A 17,284-nucleotide genomic window follows, 5' to 3' on the forward strand; every position below is an offset into this window, starting at 1 on the left:
CATGAGCACGCAACAGGTCCCCGCACCGCCCGTCCAGGCGCCGCGCACCAGCGCGATCCTCGCCCCCGGCGGAGCCAGCACCGGCCCGGGCCGGCGGCGCCTCTCCGCGACGCTCATCATCGGGCTGATCCTCATCGGGCTCGTCGCGATCGCCGCGCTCGTGTCGTTCGTCTGGACCCCCTACGACCCCGTGCAGGCGGATCCCGCCGCGCGGCTGCAGGGATCGAGCCTCGCCCACCTGATGGGCACCGACAAGTACGGCCGCGACGTCTTCTCAGCGATGCTCTACGGCGCCCGCATCACCCTCTTCGTCGGCGTCATCTCGGTGGGCATCGCGATCGTGATCGGCACGCCGCTCGGCATCCTCGCCGGCATCCGGGGCGGCTGGATCGAGGAGGTCATCATGCGCGCCTCCGACATCGCGCTCGCCTTCCCCGCCCTGCTGCTCGCGATCATGTTCAGCGCCGTGTTCGGCGCGTCGACGCTCACCGCGATGGTGGCCATCGGCATCGCCACCGTGCCCGGCTTCGCGCGCGTCGCCCGCTCGGGCACCCTGCAGGTGATGACGACCGAGTACGTGCTCGCCGCGCGCGCGGCGAGTCAGTCGCGATTCCGGATCGCGGTGCGCCACGTGCTGCCCAATATCGTCGGCATGGTCGTCGTGCAGTCCTCCGTGTCGTTCGCGCTCGCGGTGCTCGCCGAGGCGGGTCTCAGCTTCCTGGGCCTCGGTACGCCGCCGCCCACCCCCTCGTGGGGCCGCATGCTGCAGGAGTCGCAGCAGTTCCTGGGCACCGAGCCGATGCTGGCCGTGTGGCCCGGCGTCGCCATCGCGATCGCCGTCATGGGCTTCAACCTGCTCGGCGACGGCCTGCGCGACCGCTTCGATCCGAAACTGAACGGGAGCCGCGACTGATGCGCACCGAACCGAAGAGCGCCCCCGCCCCGTCCGAGCGCGGCGAGCTGCTGCTGCGCGTGGATGATCTCAACGTGCGCACCCCGCACCGCACGCTCGTGCAGGACTTCTCGCTGCACATGGCGCACGGCGAGCGCATCGGCCTCATCGGCGAGTCCGGATCGGGCAAGTCGATGACCACGACCGCGCTGCTCGGCCTGCTCCCGAACGGCGTGACCGCCGACGGATCGGTCGAGCTCGACGGCTACGCCGGCAACCTGCTCGAGGCGCCCGAGAGCGACCTCATGAGGCTGCGCGGCAACGACGTGGCGATGGTGTTCCAGGAGCCGCTCACGGCGCTGAACCCGCTCATGCGCGCCGGTGCCCAGGTGGCCGAGATCATCCTGCAGCACCGGCTCGCGCCCAGCAAGGCCGAGGCGAACCGCCGCGCTGTCGAGATGCTCGACGCCGTGCACCTGCCCGACCCGGCGCAGGCAGCCCGCGCCTACCCGCACCAGCTCTCGGGCGGCCAGCGCCAGCGGGTCATGCTCGCCATGGCGCTCGCGAACGATCCCGCGCTGCTGCTGTGCGACGAGCCCACGACCGCGCTCGACGTGACGGTGCAGCGCCAGGTGCTCGACCTGATCCTCGAGCTCGTGCGGGAGCGCGGCACCGGACTCCTGTTCATCACCCACGACCTGGCCGTCGTCGCGAACATGTGCACCCGAGTGCTCGTGATGAACAACGGCGTCGTCGTCGAGTCGGGAACCACCGAGGAGGTGTTCACCCGCCCGCAGCACCCCTACACCCGGGGACTCCTCGCCGCATCCGATCTCGACGCCGTCGACGAGCGCGGGCGCCTCTTCACCGTCGCGACGGCGCAGGAGTACGTGCCGCCGAGCGCGGAGACCGCGGATCCGCCGGTCGAGCGAGCGGAGCACCCGCCGGTCGAGCGAGCGCGAGCGGGCGCCGTGCCGAGCGAGGCGGAGCCGAGTCGAAGCATGGACGCCGAGGGCTCCGCACCGGTCATGCGCGTCACCGACCTCGTGCGCACCTACACCCGCGGCCGCACGAGCCTCTTCAAGCCGGCTCCCCAGGTGCAGGCGCTCAAGGGCATCTCGTTCGAGGTGCCCGAGGGCGGGCGTCTCGGGGTCGTCGGAGAGTCGGGATCCGGCAAGTCGACGCTGCTGCGCATCCTCGCCGGGCTCGACCAGCCCACGTCCGGCAGCGCGGTCGTCGCCGGCAACGAGGTGCGGGGCGCGAAGGAGGCGCAGTTGCGCGCACTGCGCCAGAACCTGCAGATCGTGTTCCAGGATCCGATGGGCTCGCTCGATCCGCGCATGACCGTCGAGCAGATCGTCTCCGAGCCGCTCCTCGTGCCGGGCCGCGGCGAGAGCGCCGCCGACCGCAGGCGAATGGTCGCCGAGATGCTCGAGGCCGTGGGCCTCCCCGCCTCGTCGGCCGCGCGCTTCCCGCACCAGTTCTCGGGCGGGCAGCGCCAGCGCATCTCGATCGCCCGCGCCCTGATCTGCCGCCCGAGGGTCGTCGTCGCCGACGAGCCCGTGAGCGCGCTCGACGTGTCGGTGCGCGCGCAGGTGCTCAACCTGCTGGCCGATCTCGTCGACGAGTACGGGCTCACCCTCGTGTTCGTGTCGCACGACCTGAACGTGGTGCGGCACCTCTGCGACTCGGTGATCGTGATGCAGTCGGGCGAGATCGTCGAGGCCGGCGACACCGAGACCGTGTACCGCGATCCGCAGCACCCCTACACGAAGCGGCTCATCGACTCGTCGCTGACGCTGCGGCAGGAGCTCGCGCAGAGCGCCTGACGCCGCTCTCGACCCCACCGCCCACCTCGACGAAAGGCCCCAGGATGACCTCCACCAGCCGCCCCGCCTCCCTCGACGCCGCCGCGCTCTCGGCGGGGTACGCCGACGGATCGCTGACCCCCGCCGAGGTCGCCGAGGACGTCATCGCCCGGGTCGAGGAGCGCGAGCCCGAGCTGGGCGCGCTCTACCTCTTCGACCCCGCGCAGGTGCGGGCCGACGCAGCCGCGTCGACCGAGCGCTGGCGCGCCGGCGCACCCCTCGGCCCGTTCGACGGGGTGCCCGCCACGGTGAAGGAGAACATCGCCCGCGCCGGCCTGCCGAAGCCCTCGGGCACCGCGATCCCCGACCCGCCGATCGCCGCCGCCAACGCACCGACCACCGACCGCCTGCTCGAGGCCGGCGCGGTCATCGTCGGGTCGACCACGATGCCCGACTGGGGCATGCTCTCCTCGGGCGTCTCGAGCCTGCACGGCATCACCCGCGGCGCCCTGAACCCGGCGCACACCGCGGGCGGTTCGAGCGCGGGGGCCGGCACCGCCGCCGCGGCCGGCTACGGCCCCTTCCACGTCGGCACCGACATCGGCGGGTCGATCCGCCTCCCCGGCTCGTGGCAGGGCCTGACGGCGCTCAAGCCGAGCGAGGGGCTCATCCCCCTCGACGTGCCCTACGCCGGCCGCGCCGCGGGCCCGCTGACGCGCACGGCGGGCGACGCGATCCGCCTCATGTCGATCGTGGCGCGGCCCGATCCCCGCGACTACCTGACCCGGGCCTACCGCGAGATGGACTGGTCGACCGAGCCGCTCTCCCCCGCCGGGATGCGCGTCGCGCTGCAGCTCGACGCCGGCTCGGGCCTCCCCGTCGAGCCCGAGACCCGCGCGGCCGTCGAGCGCGCGGCGTCGCTCTTCGAGGCGGCGGGCGCCGACGTCGAGCCGCTCGCTCCCTTCGTGCCCGCCACGGTGCTCGACGGTCTCGTGGATTTCTGGCGCAGCCGCTCCTTCGCCGATTTCGAGGCCCTCGACGAGGAGCAGCGGGCGCACGTGCTGCCGTTCATCGCCGAGTGGTGCGCGGCCGGCGCCGGCTTCTCGGCCGCGCAGACCGTGCGCAACCGCAACATGGTCGACGAGATGGCCCGTCTCACGCGGGCGGCGACCGAGCCATTCGACCTGATCCTGTCGCCCGTGACGCCCGTCGCCGCCTTCGCGGCCGAGGATCCCATGCCCATCACCGACCCGCTCCGGACCATGGGGCACATCTCGTTCACCGCGCCCTACAACATGTCGGGGCAGCCGGCGGTGTCGATCAACGCGGGGGTGCAGGCCGACGGCCGCACCGTCGGGCTGCAGATCGCCTCGGGGATCGGCACCGACGACCGTCTCATGCGCGTGGCCCTGTGGTTCGAGTCGGTGCGCGGCGAAGGCGCCGCGGTCGACTGGTCGCGGGTCGTCTGAGCGCGGGCGGGTCGGCGCTCACCCGGCGGGCGGCGTGAAGCGGCCGTCGATCGCGGTCCAGCCGCCGTCGACGGTGAGCGTGGATCCCGTCACGAACGACGACGCGTCCGACGCCAGGTAGACGACCGCGCCGGCGAGCTCGTCGGGACGCGACCAGCGGCCGAGCGCGCTCTTCGAGGCGTACGCGCCATACCACTCGTCGTCCGCCTTGATCTGCGCCGTGAGCGGCGTCTCGACGACGCCCGGGGAGACGACGTTGACCCGCACGCCCTGCGGGCCGTACTCGGCCGCCGCGGTCTTCGCGAGCTGCACGAGCCCCGCCTTCGTCGCGGCGTAGACGCCCTGACCGGGCTCGACGACCTGGGCCCGGATCGAGGCGAAGCCGACGATCGAGCCGCCGCCGTTCGCCGCGAAGCGGGCGCCGAAGCGGCGGATCAGCTGGAACGACGCGCGCAGGTTCAGGTTCACGACGCGGTCGAACTCGTCGAGCGTGTAGTCGTCCATGCGCTTGCGCACGTTGGTCGCGGCGGTGAACACGAGCGCCGAGGCGGTGCCGAAGCGCTCGGCGGCGGCCTCGACCGCGTCGTCGTCGAGCACGTTCAGCTCGTACGCCTCCGCGACGCCGCCCGCCTCGGCGATCAGCGCGGTCGTCGCCTCGGCGCTCTCGAGCGAGAAGTCGGCCACGACCACGTGCGCGCCCTGCGCCGCGAGCGCCCGGGCGGCCTCGCGGCCGATCCCGCTCCCCGCGCCGATCACGACCGCGGTGCGGCCGTCGAGGCGGAAGAGCCGGGAGTAGTCGATGGGGGCTGGGGCGTTCATGCGGGTCTCCTGAGGCGTACGACTGGGCGGGGATGGGATGGATCCTGCGACTCGCCTGGCGCGGTAGCGCCACCGTGGAATGCGCGGAACGCTGACGCGTTCCGCCTCAGCATTCCACGCACGCAGGATGACGGGGGCGGGCAGGGTACGAGAGGCGGGGCTAGCCGCGGGCCCTCGGACGGATCATCGCCATGCGGGTGACGGTGAACTCCTCGATGGCGAAGCGCGGGCCCTCGCGGCCGATCCCGGAGTCCTTCACGCCGCCGTAGGGCATGATGTCGGAGCGGAAGCCCGGGATCTCGTTGACCACGACACCGCCGACCTCGAGGCGATCGATCGCCGCGAAGGCGCTCTCGAGCGACGCCGTGTAGATCGCGGCCTGCAGCCCGTAGCGGGAGTCGTTGACCAGGTCGATCGCGGCGTCGACGGAGTCGACCGTCGTGAGGCACACGACCGGCCCGAAGACCTCCTCGCACCACACGTCGACGTCGGCGGGCACGTCGCCGAGCACGACGGGGGCGAGATGGGCGGCATCGCCCGCCCGCGGCCCCTCGGTGAGCAGGCTCGCCCCGGCCGCGAGCGCCCGATCGATCATCGCGCGGATGCGCTCGCCCGAGGCTGCGTTGATGACGGGCGCCACGTTCGTCCGCAGGTCGCGGGGATCGCCGAAGACGAGTTCGCCCATGCGCTCGACGAGGCGCTCGGCGAAGCGCCGGGCGATCCCGCGCTCGAGCACCACGCGCTGCACCGAGATGCAGGCCTGCCCGTTGGCGTAGAAGCCGCCGCGCAGCACGGCGTCGACGGCCGCCTCGAGGTCGGCGTCGTCCGCCACGATGAAGCCGGTGTTCGAACCGAGCTCGAGCACCGCCTTGCGCGGGGCCGCCTGCTGCGCGATGAGGTGCCCGATCTTCGCGGATCCGGTGAAGGAGACCACCTGCGCGCGCGGATCGCGCACGAGCGTCTCGCCGACGATCGGGTCGCCGTTGACGAGCTGCGCGGCGGCGGCCGTGACGCCATGGGCGGCGAGGATCTCCCGGGTGATCGCGAGGAGCTCGATCGTGGCGAGCGGGGTGTTGGGGGCGGGCTTGATGATGACCGGGCAGCCCGCGGCGATGGCGGGCGCGAGCTTGTGGGTGGCGAGCAGCAGCGGGTAGTTGAAGCCGGCGATGCCGACGACCACGCCGGCCGGCTTCCGGGTGTAGTACCCGATCATGCCGCGGCCGAGCTCCTGGAGGTCGAGCGGCACGGTCTCGCCGTGGATGTGCGAGACCTCCTCGGCGGTCGCCTCGAGCGTGACGACGGTGCGGTTCACCTCGGTGCGGCAGTCGACGCGGGGCTTGCCGGTCTCGAGCACGAGCAGGTCCTCGAGGCGCTGCGCCTCGGCGCGCACCCGGGCCGTGAGATCGACCAGGATCGCCCGGCGCTGCGCCGTGGTGAGCGCGGCCGTCTCGGCCCTCGCCGCCTCCGCGGCGTCGAGCGCGTCCCGGGAGTCGGCGGCGGTGCTCACGGGCGCCCGGCCGATGACGCTGCCGTCGAAGGGGAAGACGATCTCGGAGGAGACGCCCGTCTCGCGCCAGCCGGTGCCGATCGGCAGGGCGCCGGCTGGGGCGATGAGATCGAGTGCGTCTGGCATGGCGGCTCCCTGGTGGTGGACGGCGGGCGCGCGGCGTAGGCGGCGATGCCTGCGGCACACCCTCGCGCTGAGTGGTCTTACCATTTAATATAGATCACCACAGGCCCATCTCCAAGGCGCGAGCGGCCGAGCGCCGCCGAAAGGATCGATCATGACCAACAGCTACGAGATCGCGGTGCTGCCCGGCGACGGCATCGGCCCCGAGGTGGTCGCCTGCGCGCTCGAGGTGCTCGACGCCGCGGAGGAGCGATTCGGATTCAGCACCGAGCGCAGCACCTTCGCCGCCGGTGCCAACCACTACCTCGAGACCGGCGAGCTGTTCGACGCCGTCGAGGCGCAGCTGCGCGGCAAGGACGCGATCCTCTTCGGCTCGATGGGCGACCCGCGGGTCACCCCGGGCATCCTCGAGCGCGGATTCATCCTCGAGATGCGCCAGCGCTTCCAGCAGGCGGCGAACGTGCGGCCCGTGCGCCTCTACCCCGGCGTGCCCACGCCGATCGCCGACCTCGCGCCCGAGCGCTGCGAGCTGGTGATCGTGCGTGAGAACACCGAGGGAGCCTACGTCGGCCGCGGATCCACCGTGCACGCCGGCACCCCGCACGCCGTCGCCATGCAGGAGTCGCTCAACACGCGCGCCGGCATCGAGCGCGTCGTCGACTTCTCGTTCCGCCTCGCGCTCGGCCGCCGCAGGCGGCTGACGCTCTGCCACAAGACCAACATCCTCGTCGCGGCCGGGCAGCTGTGGCAGCAGGTCGTCGCCGACGTGGGCGAGCGCTACCCCGAGGTGGAGGTCGACTACGTGCACGTCGACGCGATGTGCTTCCATCTGCCGCTCACGCCCGAGCGCTTCGACGTCGTGGTCACCGACAACCTCTTCGGCGACATCATCACCGACCTGGGCGCCGTGATCCAGGGCGGTCTCGGCGTCGCGACGAGCGCGAACCTCAACCTGGACGGCAGCGCGCCGAGCATGTTCGAGGCGATCCACGGCTCCGCCCCCGACATCGCCGGGACCGGCCTCGCGAACCCGGCGGGCGCGATCCTCTCGCTCGCGCTCATGCTGGGCCATCTCGGCGAGGGCGAGGCGGCCCGCGCCGTCGAGGCCGCCACGGTCGGGGTGCTCGGCGCGCTCCCCGCGCTCTCGGGTCCCCGGATGGGGGCCGGCACCGCCGAGATCGGCGCCAGGATCGCCGGGATCGTGCGCGAGGGTCGGGCCGACGCCGCGCTCGTACCCGACTCGCTGCTCGGCGTGCTGGCGGGCCTCGCGCCGTCGCGGCTGCCGTAAACCGCCACCCCGCGCCGCATCACGATAGCCTGGTCGGGTGGGGAACAGGGACGAGGAGGCCAGGAGGCGGCTCTCCCGCACCCCGCCGCGCTGGGCCACCGTCGCGGTGCTCGCCTTCGCCGGGCTCTGCTCGTCGTTCATGTTCACGCTGGTCGTGCCGCTGCAGGCCGAGCTGCCCGAACTGCTGCACGCCTCGCGGGAGGACACCAGCTGGGTGGTCACGATCACCCTGCTCGTCGCGGCCGTGGCCACTCCGATCTCGGGGCGGCTCGGCGACATGTACGGCAAGCGGCGCGTGGTCCTGGTGCTGCTGGCGCTGCTCGTCGTCGGCTCGCTCATCGCGGCGCTCGCGGGCTCGATCGTCGGGGTGATCATCGGCCGGGCGCTGCAGGGCGCGGTGACCGGCGTGATCCCGCTCGGGATCGCCATCATGCGCGACGTGCTGCCGCCCGAGCGGCTGGGCACCGCGGTGGCGCTCATGAGCGCCACGATGGGCGTCGGCGGCGCGCTCGGCATGCCGATCGCGGCCTACCTGGCGCTGCACACCGACTGGCACGCGCTGTTCTGGCTCGCGGCGGGGCTCGGCGTCGTAGGGCTGCCGCTCGTGGCGCTCTTCGTGCCGGGCGACGTGCTGCGCACCGCCGGCCGCCTCGACCTGCTCGGCGCCGCGGGGCTCGCGCTGGGCCTCACCGGGATCCTGCTCTTCGTCTCGCGGGGCGCGGAGTGGGGCTGGAGCTCGCCGCTCACGCTGACGAGCGGGATCGGCGGCGTGATGGTGCTGCTGCTGTGGGGCTGGTACCAGCTGCGGGCCTCGGACCCGCTGCTCGATCTGCGCGTGGCGGCACGACCCGCGGTGCTGCTCACCAACATCGCCGCGATCGGCATGGGCTTCGCGCTGTTCTCCTCGAACGTCACCTTCCCCCAGATGCTCGAGCTGCCCGTCGAATCGGGATCCGGATTCGGTCTCGACATGATGCAGGCCGCGCTCATCGTCATGCCCGCGGGCCTCGTGATGATGGTGATCTCCCCGCTCTCCGGCTGGCTCGAGCGCACGATCGGCCCCCGGCCGCTGTTCACGGGCGGTACGGCGGCGATCGTGCTGGCCTACGTCTTCGTGCTGCTGTGGTCGAGCGAGGTGTGGCACATCCTCGCCGCGAACATCTTCATCGGCGTCGGCATCGGATTCACCTTCGCGGCGATGCCCATGATCATCATGCGCTCCGTGCCCGCGCACGAGACCGGCGCGTCGAACGGCCTCAACGCGCTCTTCCGCTCGGTGGGCACCTCGAGCGCCTCGGCCGTGATGGGCGGTGTGCTCGCGGCCATGAGCACCGATTTCGACGGTCGCGCGGTGCCGAGCCGCGCCGCGTTCGACATCTGCTTCTGGCTGGCGATCGCCGCCGGCGCGATCGCCCTCGTGCTGTCGCTGTTCATCCCCAGGCAGCCGACGGGCGAGAAGCACCCCTCGCTGCCGAGCTGACTTCGCGCCGCCCTGCGCCGCGCCGCCCGATCCCGCCGAAACCGAGTCCATTCCTCGAGACCGCACGGAGTATCGCCGCTGAAACCCTCGGGCCGGTGCAATCCCCTCGGTCTCGGCTGAGGGGATTGCGCGGAGCGCAACGCGCCCTTCCGCGCGACCCCTCAGCCGCCCTCCCGGCCCTCCCGGTCCTCCCGACCCTCGGCGAGCTGCCGGGTGAGCCCGGCCTCGTCGTGCAGCCGGGGCTCCGTGCGGTACTGCGGACGCACCCCAGACTTGTCGCGGTAGAACGCGCGGATGCGGTCCATGTCGGCCACCACGTCGCCCGTGAGAGCGATGGTGATGCCCAGCCCGGCCGTCTTCGTGGCCCCGTCGGCGAAGCCCAGCGTGACCGGCAGGCCGGCCGCCCGGGCGATCCGGTAGAAGCCGCTGCGCCATCCGGCGCCCCGCCGCGTGCCCTCGGGTGTGACGACGAGCAGGAAGCGCTCGGTGCGCCGCGCGCGGGCGACGACCTCGTCGACCACCCCGGCCGCGTTCGCGCGGTCCACCGGGATGCCGCCGAGCGCCCGCATGACGGGGCCGGCGATCCCGCGGAACAGCTCGCGCTTGCCGAGCCAGTGGATGCGCATCCTCGCCTCCCAGGCGATGCCGAGCATCAGCAGGAAGTCGAAGTTCGAGGTGTGGGGCGCGCCGATGAGCAGCCGCGGACCGGCGACGGGCTGCGCCTCTCGCACCAGGGTCCACGGCGAGAGGCGCCAGAACAGTCGGGCGATGGCGGCGCGGAGCGAATCCCAGATCATCCCTTCAGCGTACGATGCTCATCGATCCCGTGAGGGATATGCCGCAGCGCCCGGGCCCCCGGCGCCGGAGGGCACCGCGACCGCTCGCGCCGGCGCGCCGTCCGCACCCGCGAGGGGCAGCGGGAAGACGCCAACCCAGGCCCGCTCCCCGAGCCGCTCGAGTCCGCGCAGGTTCTCCACGATCGCGCCGTCCGCCCCCAGCACGGCCGCGTGCACGGCGAAGTCGGCCGCCTCGCCGGGCCGCGGCGTGCGGTCGGGGTTCAGCGCGTCGACGGCGAGCACCCGCATGCCGAGCTCCAGCAGCCTCGAGGCCGCCCCGGCATCGAGGTACGGGTGCCGCAGGTAGCGCGGGGTGCCGAAGTACCGATCCCAGCCGGTGCGGATCGCCACGATCGGCGGCACCCCGGCGAAGCGGTCGAGGCCGAGCGCCGCCGCGTCGATCCGGCCCTCGTCCGAGGTGCGGTCCGCGACGTCGAGGATCAGTGCCTCGCCCGAGAGCTCGTCGAGCGAGAAGCGGTCGACGGTGCGCCCGCCGTCGATGGTGTGGGCCGGGGCGTCCACGTGGGTGCCCGTGTGCGAGCCGAGATCGAGGTGCGCCACGGCGACGCCGTCCGCCTCGACCGTGAGCGCGGGTTCCACCCGTACCGCGGGATCCCCCGGGTAGACGGTCATGCCGGTGACGATGGGATGGCTGAGATCGATCACGTGCTCAGGCTCCGTCACGGCGGCGCGCCGGCCGGCCCGCCGAGGCGTCGTACGCGGCTCGCGCGGCCTCGATCCGGCTCCGGTTCTCGACGGCCCAGATCCCGAGCCCCACGGCGTGCTCCATGAGCGTCCGGCCGAGATCCGTCAGCTCGTACTCGACCCGCGGCGGCACCTCGGCGTGCACCGTGCGCGAGAGCAGGCCGTCGCGCTCGAGGTGGCGGAGCGTGAGGGTGAGCATGCGCTGCGAGATGCCGGGGATGTGGTGCTGCAGCTCCGTGAAGCGGAGTCTCCCGCCCCGCAGCGTCGCCACCACGAGCAGGGACCACTTGTCGCCGATCCGCGCGAGCACCTCGCGGATCACCCGCCCGTCCTCGGTGCCGTGCGCGCCGCTGCACGATCCCTCGTAGTCGGTCAGCGGGGCCGCCTCCTGCGCCGTCATTCCATGTCACCTACTCACATCGATGTGCCTTTTGCACGCCGCCCCTCCGTGTTGCACGATGGGGTTGCTTACTCATCGTAAGCGACCCCACTCGAGATCACCGGAGAATCCCATGCTCATCGCCCTCTGGATCGTCAACGCCCTCCTCGCACTCGCCTTCCTCGGCGCCGGGATCATGAAGCTCGCCCGATCCCGCGAAGCGCTCGCCGCGGGGGGAATGGGCTACGTCGAGGACTTCGCCCCGGCCACGATCAAGGTCATCGGCGCGCTCGAGGTGCTCGGTGCGCTCGGCCTGATCCTCCCCCTCGCCACCGGCATCGCGCCGGTGCTCACCCCGATCGCGGCGGTCGGCCTCGTGCTCACGATGGTCGGCGCCGTCGTGGTGCACGTGCGGCGCCGGGAGACCGCGGCTCCCGCGGCCGTGCTCGGCGTGCTCGCGCTGGCGAGCGCGGTGCTCGGGTTCATCGCGCTGCGGTGACGTCGGCGCTCCTCGCACCCGCGACCGGTTCCACCGGCGGCAGCAGGAGCGCTGCCACCCAGGTGGTGATCGGCACCGCGAGCACCAGCCCGACGCTGCCGCACAGCGTGCGCACGATCTCGGTGACGATGTCCTCGTGCGTGAGCAGGGAGAGCATCGGCCGGTTGTAGAGGTACAGCAGGATCAGCACGCTCATCGCCGCTCCCACGTAGGCGAAGAACACGGTGTAGACCGTCGAGGCGATGTGGTCCCGGCCGATCCGCATCGCCCGCGCGTAGACCTCGCGCCGCGGCATGCCGGGGGCCGCGGCCCGCAGCTCCCAGACCGCCGAGGCCTGCGTGATCGTGACGTCGTTCAGCACCCCCAGCCCCGCGATGATGATCGCGCAGCTGAGCAGCCCGCGGAAGTCGATCTCCGCGGCCATCGCCGACAGCCGCCCCGAGGCCTCGTCGCCGACCCCGCTCAGCCGGGTGGCGTGCACCGCGATCAAGGAGATCCCCGCCATGATGAGGATCCCGCACAGCGTGCCGACGAGCGCCGCGGTGGTGCGCAGGTTGGGACCGTGCACGAAGTACAGGGTGGCGAACATGATCGCGCTCGACCCGACGACGCCCACGAGCAGTCCGGGCTGGCCCGCCACGAGCGCGGGCAGCACGAACGCGAGCAGCACCCCGGCTGCCACCCCCAGCGCCGCGAGCGCCAGCAGCCCGCGCCAGCGCCCCACGGCGATCACCACCGCCGCGAACACCAGCGTGAGCAGCACGAGCTGCCAGCCGCGGAAGACCCCGGTGGCGTCGTAGCCGCGCGCCACCTCGTAGCTCGCTGCGAGGCCGGGGGCGGCTTCGGGATCCGCGGCGGCCTCGGGATCCGCTGCCGATTCGGGATCAGCGGCAGATTCGGGAGCGACGGCGCCCGCGCCGGGCTCCGCACCCGCGGCGAGGGGGTACGCGATCAGCTCGAGGTGGTCGCCCGGCCGGATGCCCGCGGTGGCGAGCGCGCCGCGCAGCTGGACGTCGATGAACTGCCCCGCGTCGGGCCCGGTGCGCACGCCGACACCGGCGAGCAGGCAGGTGCTCTCCGACCTCCCGAGGTCCACAGCCTCCGCGCCGGCCTCGCCCCCCGCGCCGGCCGCGCCGGCCTCGGCGCCCGCCGCGCCCCCGGCTCCGGATCCCTCCGCGGCTCCGGAGCCGTCGACGGGACCGGTGCCGCACCCCTCCGCGATCCGCAGCACCTCGCCGCGCTCGAAGGTCACTCCCTCGGCGACGTACATCGCCCGATCGGCGACCCGCGCCACGTCGGAGCCGTCGGGCCAGAGCGCCGCCATCCCCCAGGCCGTCGCGCCGGCGACGAGCACCAGCAGCCCGAGGGTGAGATATCGCACGAGCGGAGACGCGGAGACCGCGCGGCTCGGCACCCGGGTGTGGGAGTGGCCGCGGGGATCCGGCGTCGGCTGCCCGGCGGGACGCTCCGTCCGGGATCTCCAGATATCGATAATGCCTCTCATTATGAGAAAGATCCTATCCGCAGACCGGCCGGCCCCGTCGGCCCGACACCCGCACTCGCGACCCGGCCCCTGCCGCCGCGAGCCGGATCGACGTAGGCTCGAGGCGAGAGGGGGACGCGATGCGGACCAGCACCCGGGCCGGCCGACGCGCGGAGCTGATCGCGGTATCGACCCTCGCGGCGCTCGCCCTCGTCTCCTGCACCGGATCGCCGGGCGACGGACCCTCCGCGGCACCGACACCGCCGCCGAGCGCCCCGGAGGGCCCCGGCGCCGACCCGGGCTCGGACCCGGACCCGAGGATCGTCGCGAGCGGGCTCGACTCCCCGTGGTCGGTCGCCTTCCACGGCGGCACCCCGCTGATCAGCGAGCGCGACACCGCCCGCATCGTGGCGCTCGACCCCGATGGCACGGTGCGCGAGGTCGGGGTCGTCGACGACGTCGCGCCCCGCGGCGAGGGCGGCCTGCTCGGCATCGCGGTGCACGACGGCCGCCTGTACGCGTATCTCACCGCGGACCACGAGAACCGCATCGAGCGCTTCGAGCTGCGGGGCGACCCCCTCGCGCTGGGCGAGCCGGAGACGATCCTCGACGGCATCCCGGCCGCCGGCAACCACAACGGCGGCAGGATCGCCTTCGGGCCCGACGGGCTGCTCTACGCGACGGCCGGCGACGCCGGGGACCCGGGTGATGCCCAGGATCCGGACTCGCTCGCCGGAAAGATCCTGCGGGTCACGGCGACCGGTGCGATCCCGCCGGACAACCCGTTCCCCGGCTCGCCGGTCTACAGCCTGGGGCACCGCAACCCGCAGGGCCTGGCCTGGGACGACGACGGCGCGCTCTACTCGAGCGAGTTCGGTCAGAACACCTGGGACGAGCTCAACGCGATCGAGGCCGGCGGCAACTACGGCTGGCCAGAGGTCGAGGGCATCGCCGGCGCGGACGGGTTCATCGACCCCGTGCAGCAGTGGTCCCCGGCGGATGCCAGCCCCAGCGGCATCGCGATCCTCGGCGACCGCCTCTACGTCGCGAATCTGCGCGGCGAGCGGCTGCGCAGCGTGCCGCTCGCCGATCCCACGACCTCGACCGAGATCGCGGTCGGCGAGTACGGCCGCCTGCGCGACGCGGTCGCGGCACCCGACGGCTCGCTGTGGGTGCTCACGAACAACACCGACGGGCGCGGGCAGCCGCAGCCCGACGACGACCGCGTGCTCGCGTTCGACGTGCTCGCGCTCGACCTCGCGGAGCAGACCCCGGCGGCGCGCTCGCCCTCGGCGAACAGCCCTTAGCACTCTCCTCACAAGAGTGCTAATCTGAACACGGGTTGAGTCGATAGCACTCAACTTTCACACCGGTACCGACGTAGACCAGATGAAAGGTGAAGTGATGGCACACTACAGTCCGATCCGCGAGATGGAACGCCTCGCCGATGCTCTGCTCGACGGCCCGGCACGAGGTCCCCGGCAGATGCCGATGGATCTCTACCGCGACGGCGACCGCTACATGCTGACGGCGGATCTCCCCGGCATGGACCCGGGTTCGGTCGATATCGATGTCGATGGCCAGCTGCTGACCATTCGCGCCGAGCGCACGCTCCCCGACCACGAGAACGTGAAGTGGATCACGCGCGAGCGCACTCCGGGCAGCTTCCTGCGCCAGCTCAGCCTCGGCCAGGGCATCGACACCGAGCGGATCTCCGCCGGCTACGACAACGGCGTGCTGAGCGTGACGATCCCCGTGAGCGAGCGGGCGAAGCCGCGCAAGGTCCAGGTGACGAGCGGCACGGTCATCGAGGCGGAGACCGAGAAGGCCCAGGCGGGATCCGACTCCCGCCAGCTGGAGAACACGCAGGCGTAGCCGCGTCGCAGGCCGCGCGGCAGGCCCCGGCGAGGACCCCTCGCCGGGGCCTGCCGCGCGTCTCCCGTCTCAGCGGCGCGCCGCGATGGCGACGAGCTCTCGAGGGGCGCCGGTGAGGTCGCGCTGCGACCCGCGCCAGATCGCCATCAGCGGACGGTGCACGGGCCGCGGCTCGAAGTCGAGCGCTCGCAGACGCCCCAGGCGCACGTCGTCCCGCACCGTGAGCTCGCTCAGCACGGCGGGCGCCACCCCGTCGATCACCGCCGAGCGCACGGCGGCCTCCGTGGCGAGCACGACGAGCGGCGCCACCGGCTCGCGGCCGAGCTCAGCGAGCACCGCCGCCTCGAACGCCGCCCGCGTCCCGCTCCCCGGTTCCCGGGCGACCAGCGGAACCTCCGCGGCCTCGGGGAGGCGCACCGCCGCCCGTGCCGCCCAGGGGTGGTCGGTCGCCACCGCGAGCACCATGCGGTCCCGCCGCACCACCGTCGTCCCCAGATCCCGCGGCGCCTCCGGCGTCTCGATGAACCCCAGGTCGAGCGCGCCGGATCGCACCATCGCGATCACCGAATCGCTGTTGGCGGTGCGCAGGTGCACCGCGGTGGCCGGGCGCCCCGCCTCCAACTGCGCACGCCGCAACCCGAGCAGCCAGCCGGGCAGCAGGTGCGAGGCGACCGTCTGGCTGCCGCCGACGGAGATCGCCTCCGCGGACGCGTCGCGGAGGTCCGAGATCGCCTCGTCGAGCCGGCCGATCGCCGCCAGCACCTCGCGCGCCCGCGCGAGGACGGCCTCTCCCGCCGCCGTCGGCGCGATCCCCGAGAAGCTGCGGTGCAGAAGCTCGACGCCGATCGTGCGCTCGAGACCGCGCATCCGGCTGGAGACCGCCTGCTGGCTCACTCCGAGATCGCGGGCCGCCGCCGACAGGCTGCCCGTGCGCACCGCGCTCTCGAGGCACTGGAGCTCGGCGATGGAGGGAGTGGGCACGAACACCCACGGTACAACCTCCGCTTGTGCCCCGACAAGCGCGACCCGTCTTCCGCGGCGCGGGGCCGACGCGCCAGACTGTGCATCATGCAGCTCGCCCCGATCCCGACGCTCCCCTCCCGACTCCTCGCCCGCGGACGAGAGGTGTGGCCGGGCCTGCTGCTCTGCGCCGGCATCGCGGCGGTCGCGACCGCCATCTCGCACGCGGTGCCGGTCTTCGGCTCGGCGATCCCCGCGGTCGCCATCGGGGTGGTCGTCGCGCTGATCGGGAAGCCCGGCGGCCGGATCGCACCGGGCATCGGCTACTCGGGGAAGTTCGTGCTGCAGTGCGCCGTCGTGCTGCTCGGTTCGCAGCTGTCGCTGTCGAGCATCGTGGCGGTGGGCGCGGAATCCCTGCCGGTGATGCTCAGCTCGCTGGCGGTCTGCCTGCTCGCCGCCTGGCTGATCGGCAGGGCGATGCGGATCGATCGCGACATCAGGACCCTGATCGGCGTCGGCACGGGGATCTGCGGGGCGTCGGCGATCGCGGCGGTGTCGCCGATCATCCGCGCCCGCAGCTCGGACATCTCCTACGCGATATCCACGGTGTTCCTCTTCAACATCCTCGCCGTCGTCGCCTTCCCCGTCATCGGGCACGCGCTCGGCATGTCCCCGCACGCGTTCGGGCTCTTCGCCGGGACCGCGATCAACGACACGAGCTCGGTCGTCGCGGCGGCGAGCGTGTTCAGCGCCTCGGCGCTCGGCTTCGCGGTCGTCGTGAAGCTCGTGCGCACGCTCATGATCATCCCCGTCAGCGTCTCGCTCGCGATCATCGAGGGACGCCGCTCCGAGGACGGAGGACGCCTCACGGCGGGGCGCGTCGCGGGCCTGGTGCCGTGGTTCCTCGTCGGCTTCATCCTGCTCGCGGGTGTCGCCTCGACGGGCCTCATCCCCGCCGGCGCCTCGGCGATCCTGACCGAGGTGAGCGTGTTCCTCGTCGCCACCGCGCTCGCGGCGATCGGACTGTCCACCGACCTGCGGGCGATCCGCGCGGCGGGCTTCAAGCCTCTGCTGCTCGGCGCGATCCTGTCACTCCTCGTCATGTCCACGACGCTCGGGGTCATGGCGGCGACCGGGCGCATCCCCTCCTGAGCGGATCGC

Annotated in this window: 16 protein-coding genes; 9 read left to right on the plus strand and 7 right to left on the minus strand. The window is 72.9% G+C overall.

What is annotated here, in order from left to right:
• Position 1 precedes the first annotated feature (1 nt).
• From ACWKZU_RS08015 to ACWKZU_RS08025, 3 genes are read left to right on the plus strand one after another with little or no spacing between them, the layout of a single operon-like run.
• Entirely contained in the window at positions 2-913 is a 912-nt protein-coding gene (locus ACWKZU_RS08015) for an ABC transporter permease (protein WP_449281794.1), read from the plus strand.
• A complete protein-coding gene (locus ACWKZU_RS08020) occupies positions 913-2,721 on the plus strand; it encodes an ABC transporter ATP-binding protein (protein ID WP_449281795.1) in 1,809 nt (602 codons plus the stop codon). Before ACWKZU_RS08015 ends, ACWKZU_RS08020 begins: the two co-directional genes overlap by 1 nt.
• A gap of 44 nt (positions 2,722-2,765) precedes the next feature.
• Positions 2,766-4,169, plus strand: a complete 1,404-nt coding sequence (locus ACWKZU_RS08025; protein ID WP_449281796.1) for an amidase — start codon at positions 2,766-2,768, stop codon at positions 4,167-4,169.
• Positions 4,170-4,187: 18 nt separating this feature from the next.
• On the opposite strand, the gene ACWKZU_RS08030 is transcribed toward ACWKZU_RS08025, so the two are convergent.
• Positions 4,188-4,988 carry an SDR family NAD(P)-dependent oxidoreductase gene (locus ACWKZU_RS08030; protein WP_449281797.1) on the minus strand — a complete coding sequence of 267 codons (801 nt, stop codon included), beginning with the start codon at positions 4,986-4,988 and terminating at the stop codon, positions 4,188-4,190.
• A gap of 160 nt (positions 4,989-5,148) precedes the next feature.
• Complete coding sequence (locus ACWKZU_RS08035) at positions 5,149-6,621, minus strand: aldehyde dehydrogenase family protein (protein WP_449281798.1); 1,473 nt, start codon at positions 6,619-6,621, stop codon at positions 5,149-5,151.
• Between the two features lie 151 nt (positions 6,622-6,772).
• On the opposite strand from ACWKZU_RS08035, the gene ACWKZU_RS08040 reads away from it, so the two are divergent.
• Both ACWKZU_RS08040 and ACWKZU_RS08045 read left to right on the plus strand, forming a co-directional pair.
• Positions 6,773-7,906, plus strand: coding sequence for a 3-isopropylmalate dehydrogenase (locus tag ACWKZU_RS08040; RefSeq protein ID WP_449281799.1), 1,134 nt, complete (start codon positions 6,773-6,775; stop codon positions 7,904-7,906).
• A gap of 37 nt (positions 7,907-7,943) precedes the next feature.
• Entirely contained in the window at positions 7,944-9,386 is a 1,443-nt protein-coding gene (locus ACWKZU_RS08045) for an MFS transporter (RefSeq protein WP_449281800.1), read from the plus strand.
• A gap of 161 nt (positions 9,387-9,547) precedes the next feature.
• Here ACWKZU_RS08045 and ACWKZU_RS08050 read toward each other — a convergent pair whose 3' ends face one another.
• The 3 genes from ACWKZU_RS08050 to ACWKZU_RS08060 are packed head-to-tail and all read right to left on the minus strand — an operon-like array spanning position 9,548 to position 11,327.
• Positions 9,548-10,183 (minus strand): 1-acyl-sn-glycerol-3-phosphate acyltransferase, encoded by a 636-nt coding sequence (locus tag ACWKZU_RS08050; protein ID WP_449281801.1) that lies wholly within the window; start codon positions 10,181-10,183, stop codon positions 9,548-9,550.
• Between the two features lie 18 nt (positions 10,184-10,201).
• Positions 10,202-10,888, minus strand: coding sequence for a cyclase family protein (locus ACWKZU_RS08055; RefSeq protein WP_449281802.1), 687 nt, complete (start codon positions 10,886-10,888; stop codon positions 10,202-10,204).
• A 4-nt stretch (positions 10,889-10,892) separates the two neighbouring features.
• A complete protein-coding gene (locus ACWKZU_RS08060) occupies positions 10,893-11,327 on the minus strand; it encodes a winged helix-turn-helix transcriptional regulator (protein WP_449281803.1) in 435 nt (144 codons plus the stop codon).
• 112 nt (positions 11,328-11,439) lie between these two features.
• Here ACWKZU_RS08060 and ACWKZU_RS08065 point away from each other — a divergent pair, with 112 nt between their 5' ends.
• Complete coding sequence (locus tag ACWKZU_RS08065; protein ID WP_449281804.1) at positions 11,440-11,805, plus strand: DoxX family protein; 366 nt, start codon at positions 11,440-11,442, stop codon at positions 11,803-11,805.
• On the opposite strand, the gene ACWKZU_RS08070 is transcribed toward ACWKZU_RS08065, so the two are convergent.
• On the minus strand, positions 11,789-13,186 hold the full coding sequence (locus ACWKZU_RS08070; RefSeq protein ID WP_449281805.1) for a YibE/F family protein: 1,398 nt from the start codon (positions 13,184-13,186) through the stop codon (positions 11,789-11,791). The genes ACWKZU_RS08065 and ACWKZU_RS08070 overlap by 17 nt on opposite strands.
• 242 nt (positions 13,187-13,428) lie before the next feature.
• Here ACWKZU_RS08070 and ACWKZU_RS08075 point away from each other — a divergent pair, with 242 nt between their 5' ends.
• The gene (locus tag ACWKZU_RS08075) at positions 13,429-14,595 is read left to right on the plus strand and encodes a PQQ-dependent sugar dehydrogenase (protein WP_449281806.1); all 1,167 of its coding nucleotides are present in this window, start codon (positions 13,429-13,431) and stop codon (positions 14,593-14,595) included.
• A gap of 97 nt (positions 14,596-14,692) precedes the next feature.
• Entirely contained in the window at positions 14,693-15,163 is a 471-nt protein-coding gene (locus ACWKZU_RS08080) for an Hsp20/alpha crystallin family protein (RefSeq protein ID WP_449281807.1), read from the plus strand.
• A 69-nt stretch (positions 15,164-15,232) separates the two neighbouring features.
• On the opposite strand, the gene ACWKZU_RS08085 is transcribed toward ACWKZU_RS08080, so the two are convergent.
• Complete coding sequence (locus ACWKZU_RS08085) at positions 15,233-16,144, minus strand: LysR family transcriptional regulator (RefSeq protein WP_449281808.1); 912 nt, start codon at positions 16,142-16,144, stop codon at positions 15,233-15,235.
• An 87-nt stretch (positions 16,145-16,231) separates the two neighbouring features.
• Between ACWKZU_RS08085 and ACWKZU_RS08090 the strand changes: the two genes are divergently transcribed.
• The gene (locus tag ACWKZU_RS08090; protein ID WP_449281809.1) at positions 16,232-17,275 is read left to right on the plus strand and encodes a YeiH family protein; all 1,044 of its coding nucleotides are present in this window, start codon (positions 16,232-16,234) and stop codon (positions 17,273-17,275) included.
• Positions 17,276-17,284: the final 9 nt, after the last annotated feature.

The organism is Leucobacter sp. (genome assembly GCF_053528595.1).

Excerpts from the sequence above, each read along its gene's own strand:
- ACWKZU_RS08050 (WP_449281801.1), bottom strand. The coding sequence starts at position 10,183 with ATGATCTGGGATTCGCTCCGCGCCGCCATCGCCCGACTGTTCTGGCGC.
- ACWKZU_RS08090 (WP_449281809.1), top strand. The coding sequence starts at position 16,232 with ATGCAGCTCGCCCCGATCCCGACGCTCCCCTCCCGACTCCTCGCCCGC.
- ACWKZU_RS08040 (WP_449281799.1), top strand. The coding sequence starts at position 6,773 with ATGACCAACAGCTACGAGATCGCGGTGCTGCCCGGCGACGGCATCGGC.
- ACWKZU_RS08065 (WP_449281804.1), top strand. The coding sequence starts at position 11,440 with ATGCTCATCGCCCTCTGGATCGTCAACGCCCTCCTCGCACTCGCCTTC.
- ACWKZU_RS08075 (WP_449281806.1), top strand. The coding sequence starts at position 13,429 with ATGCGGACCAGCACCCGGGCCGGCCGACGCGCGGAGCTGATCGCGGTA.
- ACWKZU_RS08080 (WP_449281807.1), top strand. The coding sequence starts at position 14,693 with ATGGCACACTACAGTCCGATCCGCGAGATGGAACGCCTCGCCGATGCT.
- ACWKZU_RS08060 (WP_449281803.1), bottom strand. The coding sequence starts at position 11,327 with ATGACGGCGCAGGAGGCGGCCCCGCTGACCGACTACGAGGGATCGTGC.
- ACWKZU_RS08015 (WP_449281794.1), top strand. The coding sequence starts at position 2 with ATGAGCACGCAACAGGTCCCCGCACCGCCCGTCCAGGCGCCGCGCACC.
- ACWKZU_RS08020 (WP_449281795.1), top strand. The coding sequence starts at position 913 with ATGCGCACCGAACCGAAGAGCGCCCCCGCCCCGTCCGAGCGCGGCGAG.
- ACWKZU_RS08035 (WP_449281798.1), bottom strand. The coding sequence starts at position 6,621 with ATGCCAGACGCACTCGATCTCATCGCCCCAGCCGGCGCCCTGCCGATC.
- ACWKZU_RS08030 (WP_449281797.1), bottom strand. The coding sequence starts at position 4,988 with ATGAACGCCCCAGCCCCCATCGACTACTCCCGGCTCTTCCGCCTCGAC.
- ACWKZU_RS08025 (WP_449281796.1), top strand. The coding sequence starts at position 2,766 with ATGACCTCCACCAGCCGCCCCGCCTCCCTCGACGCCGCCGCGCTCTCG.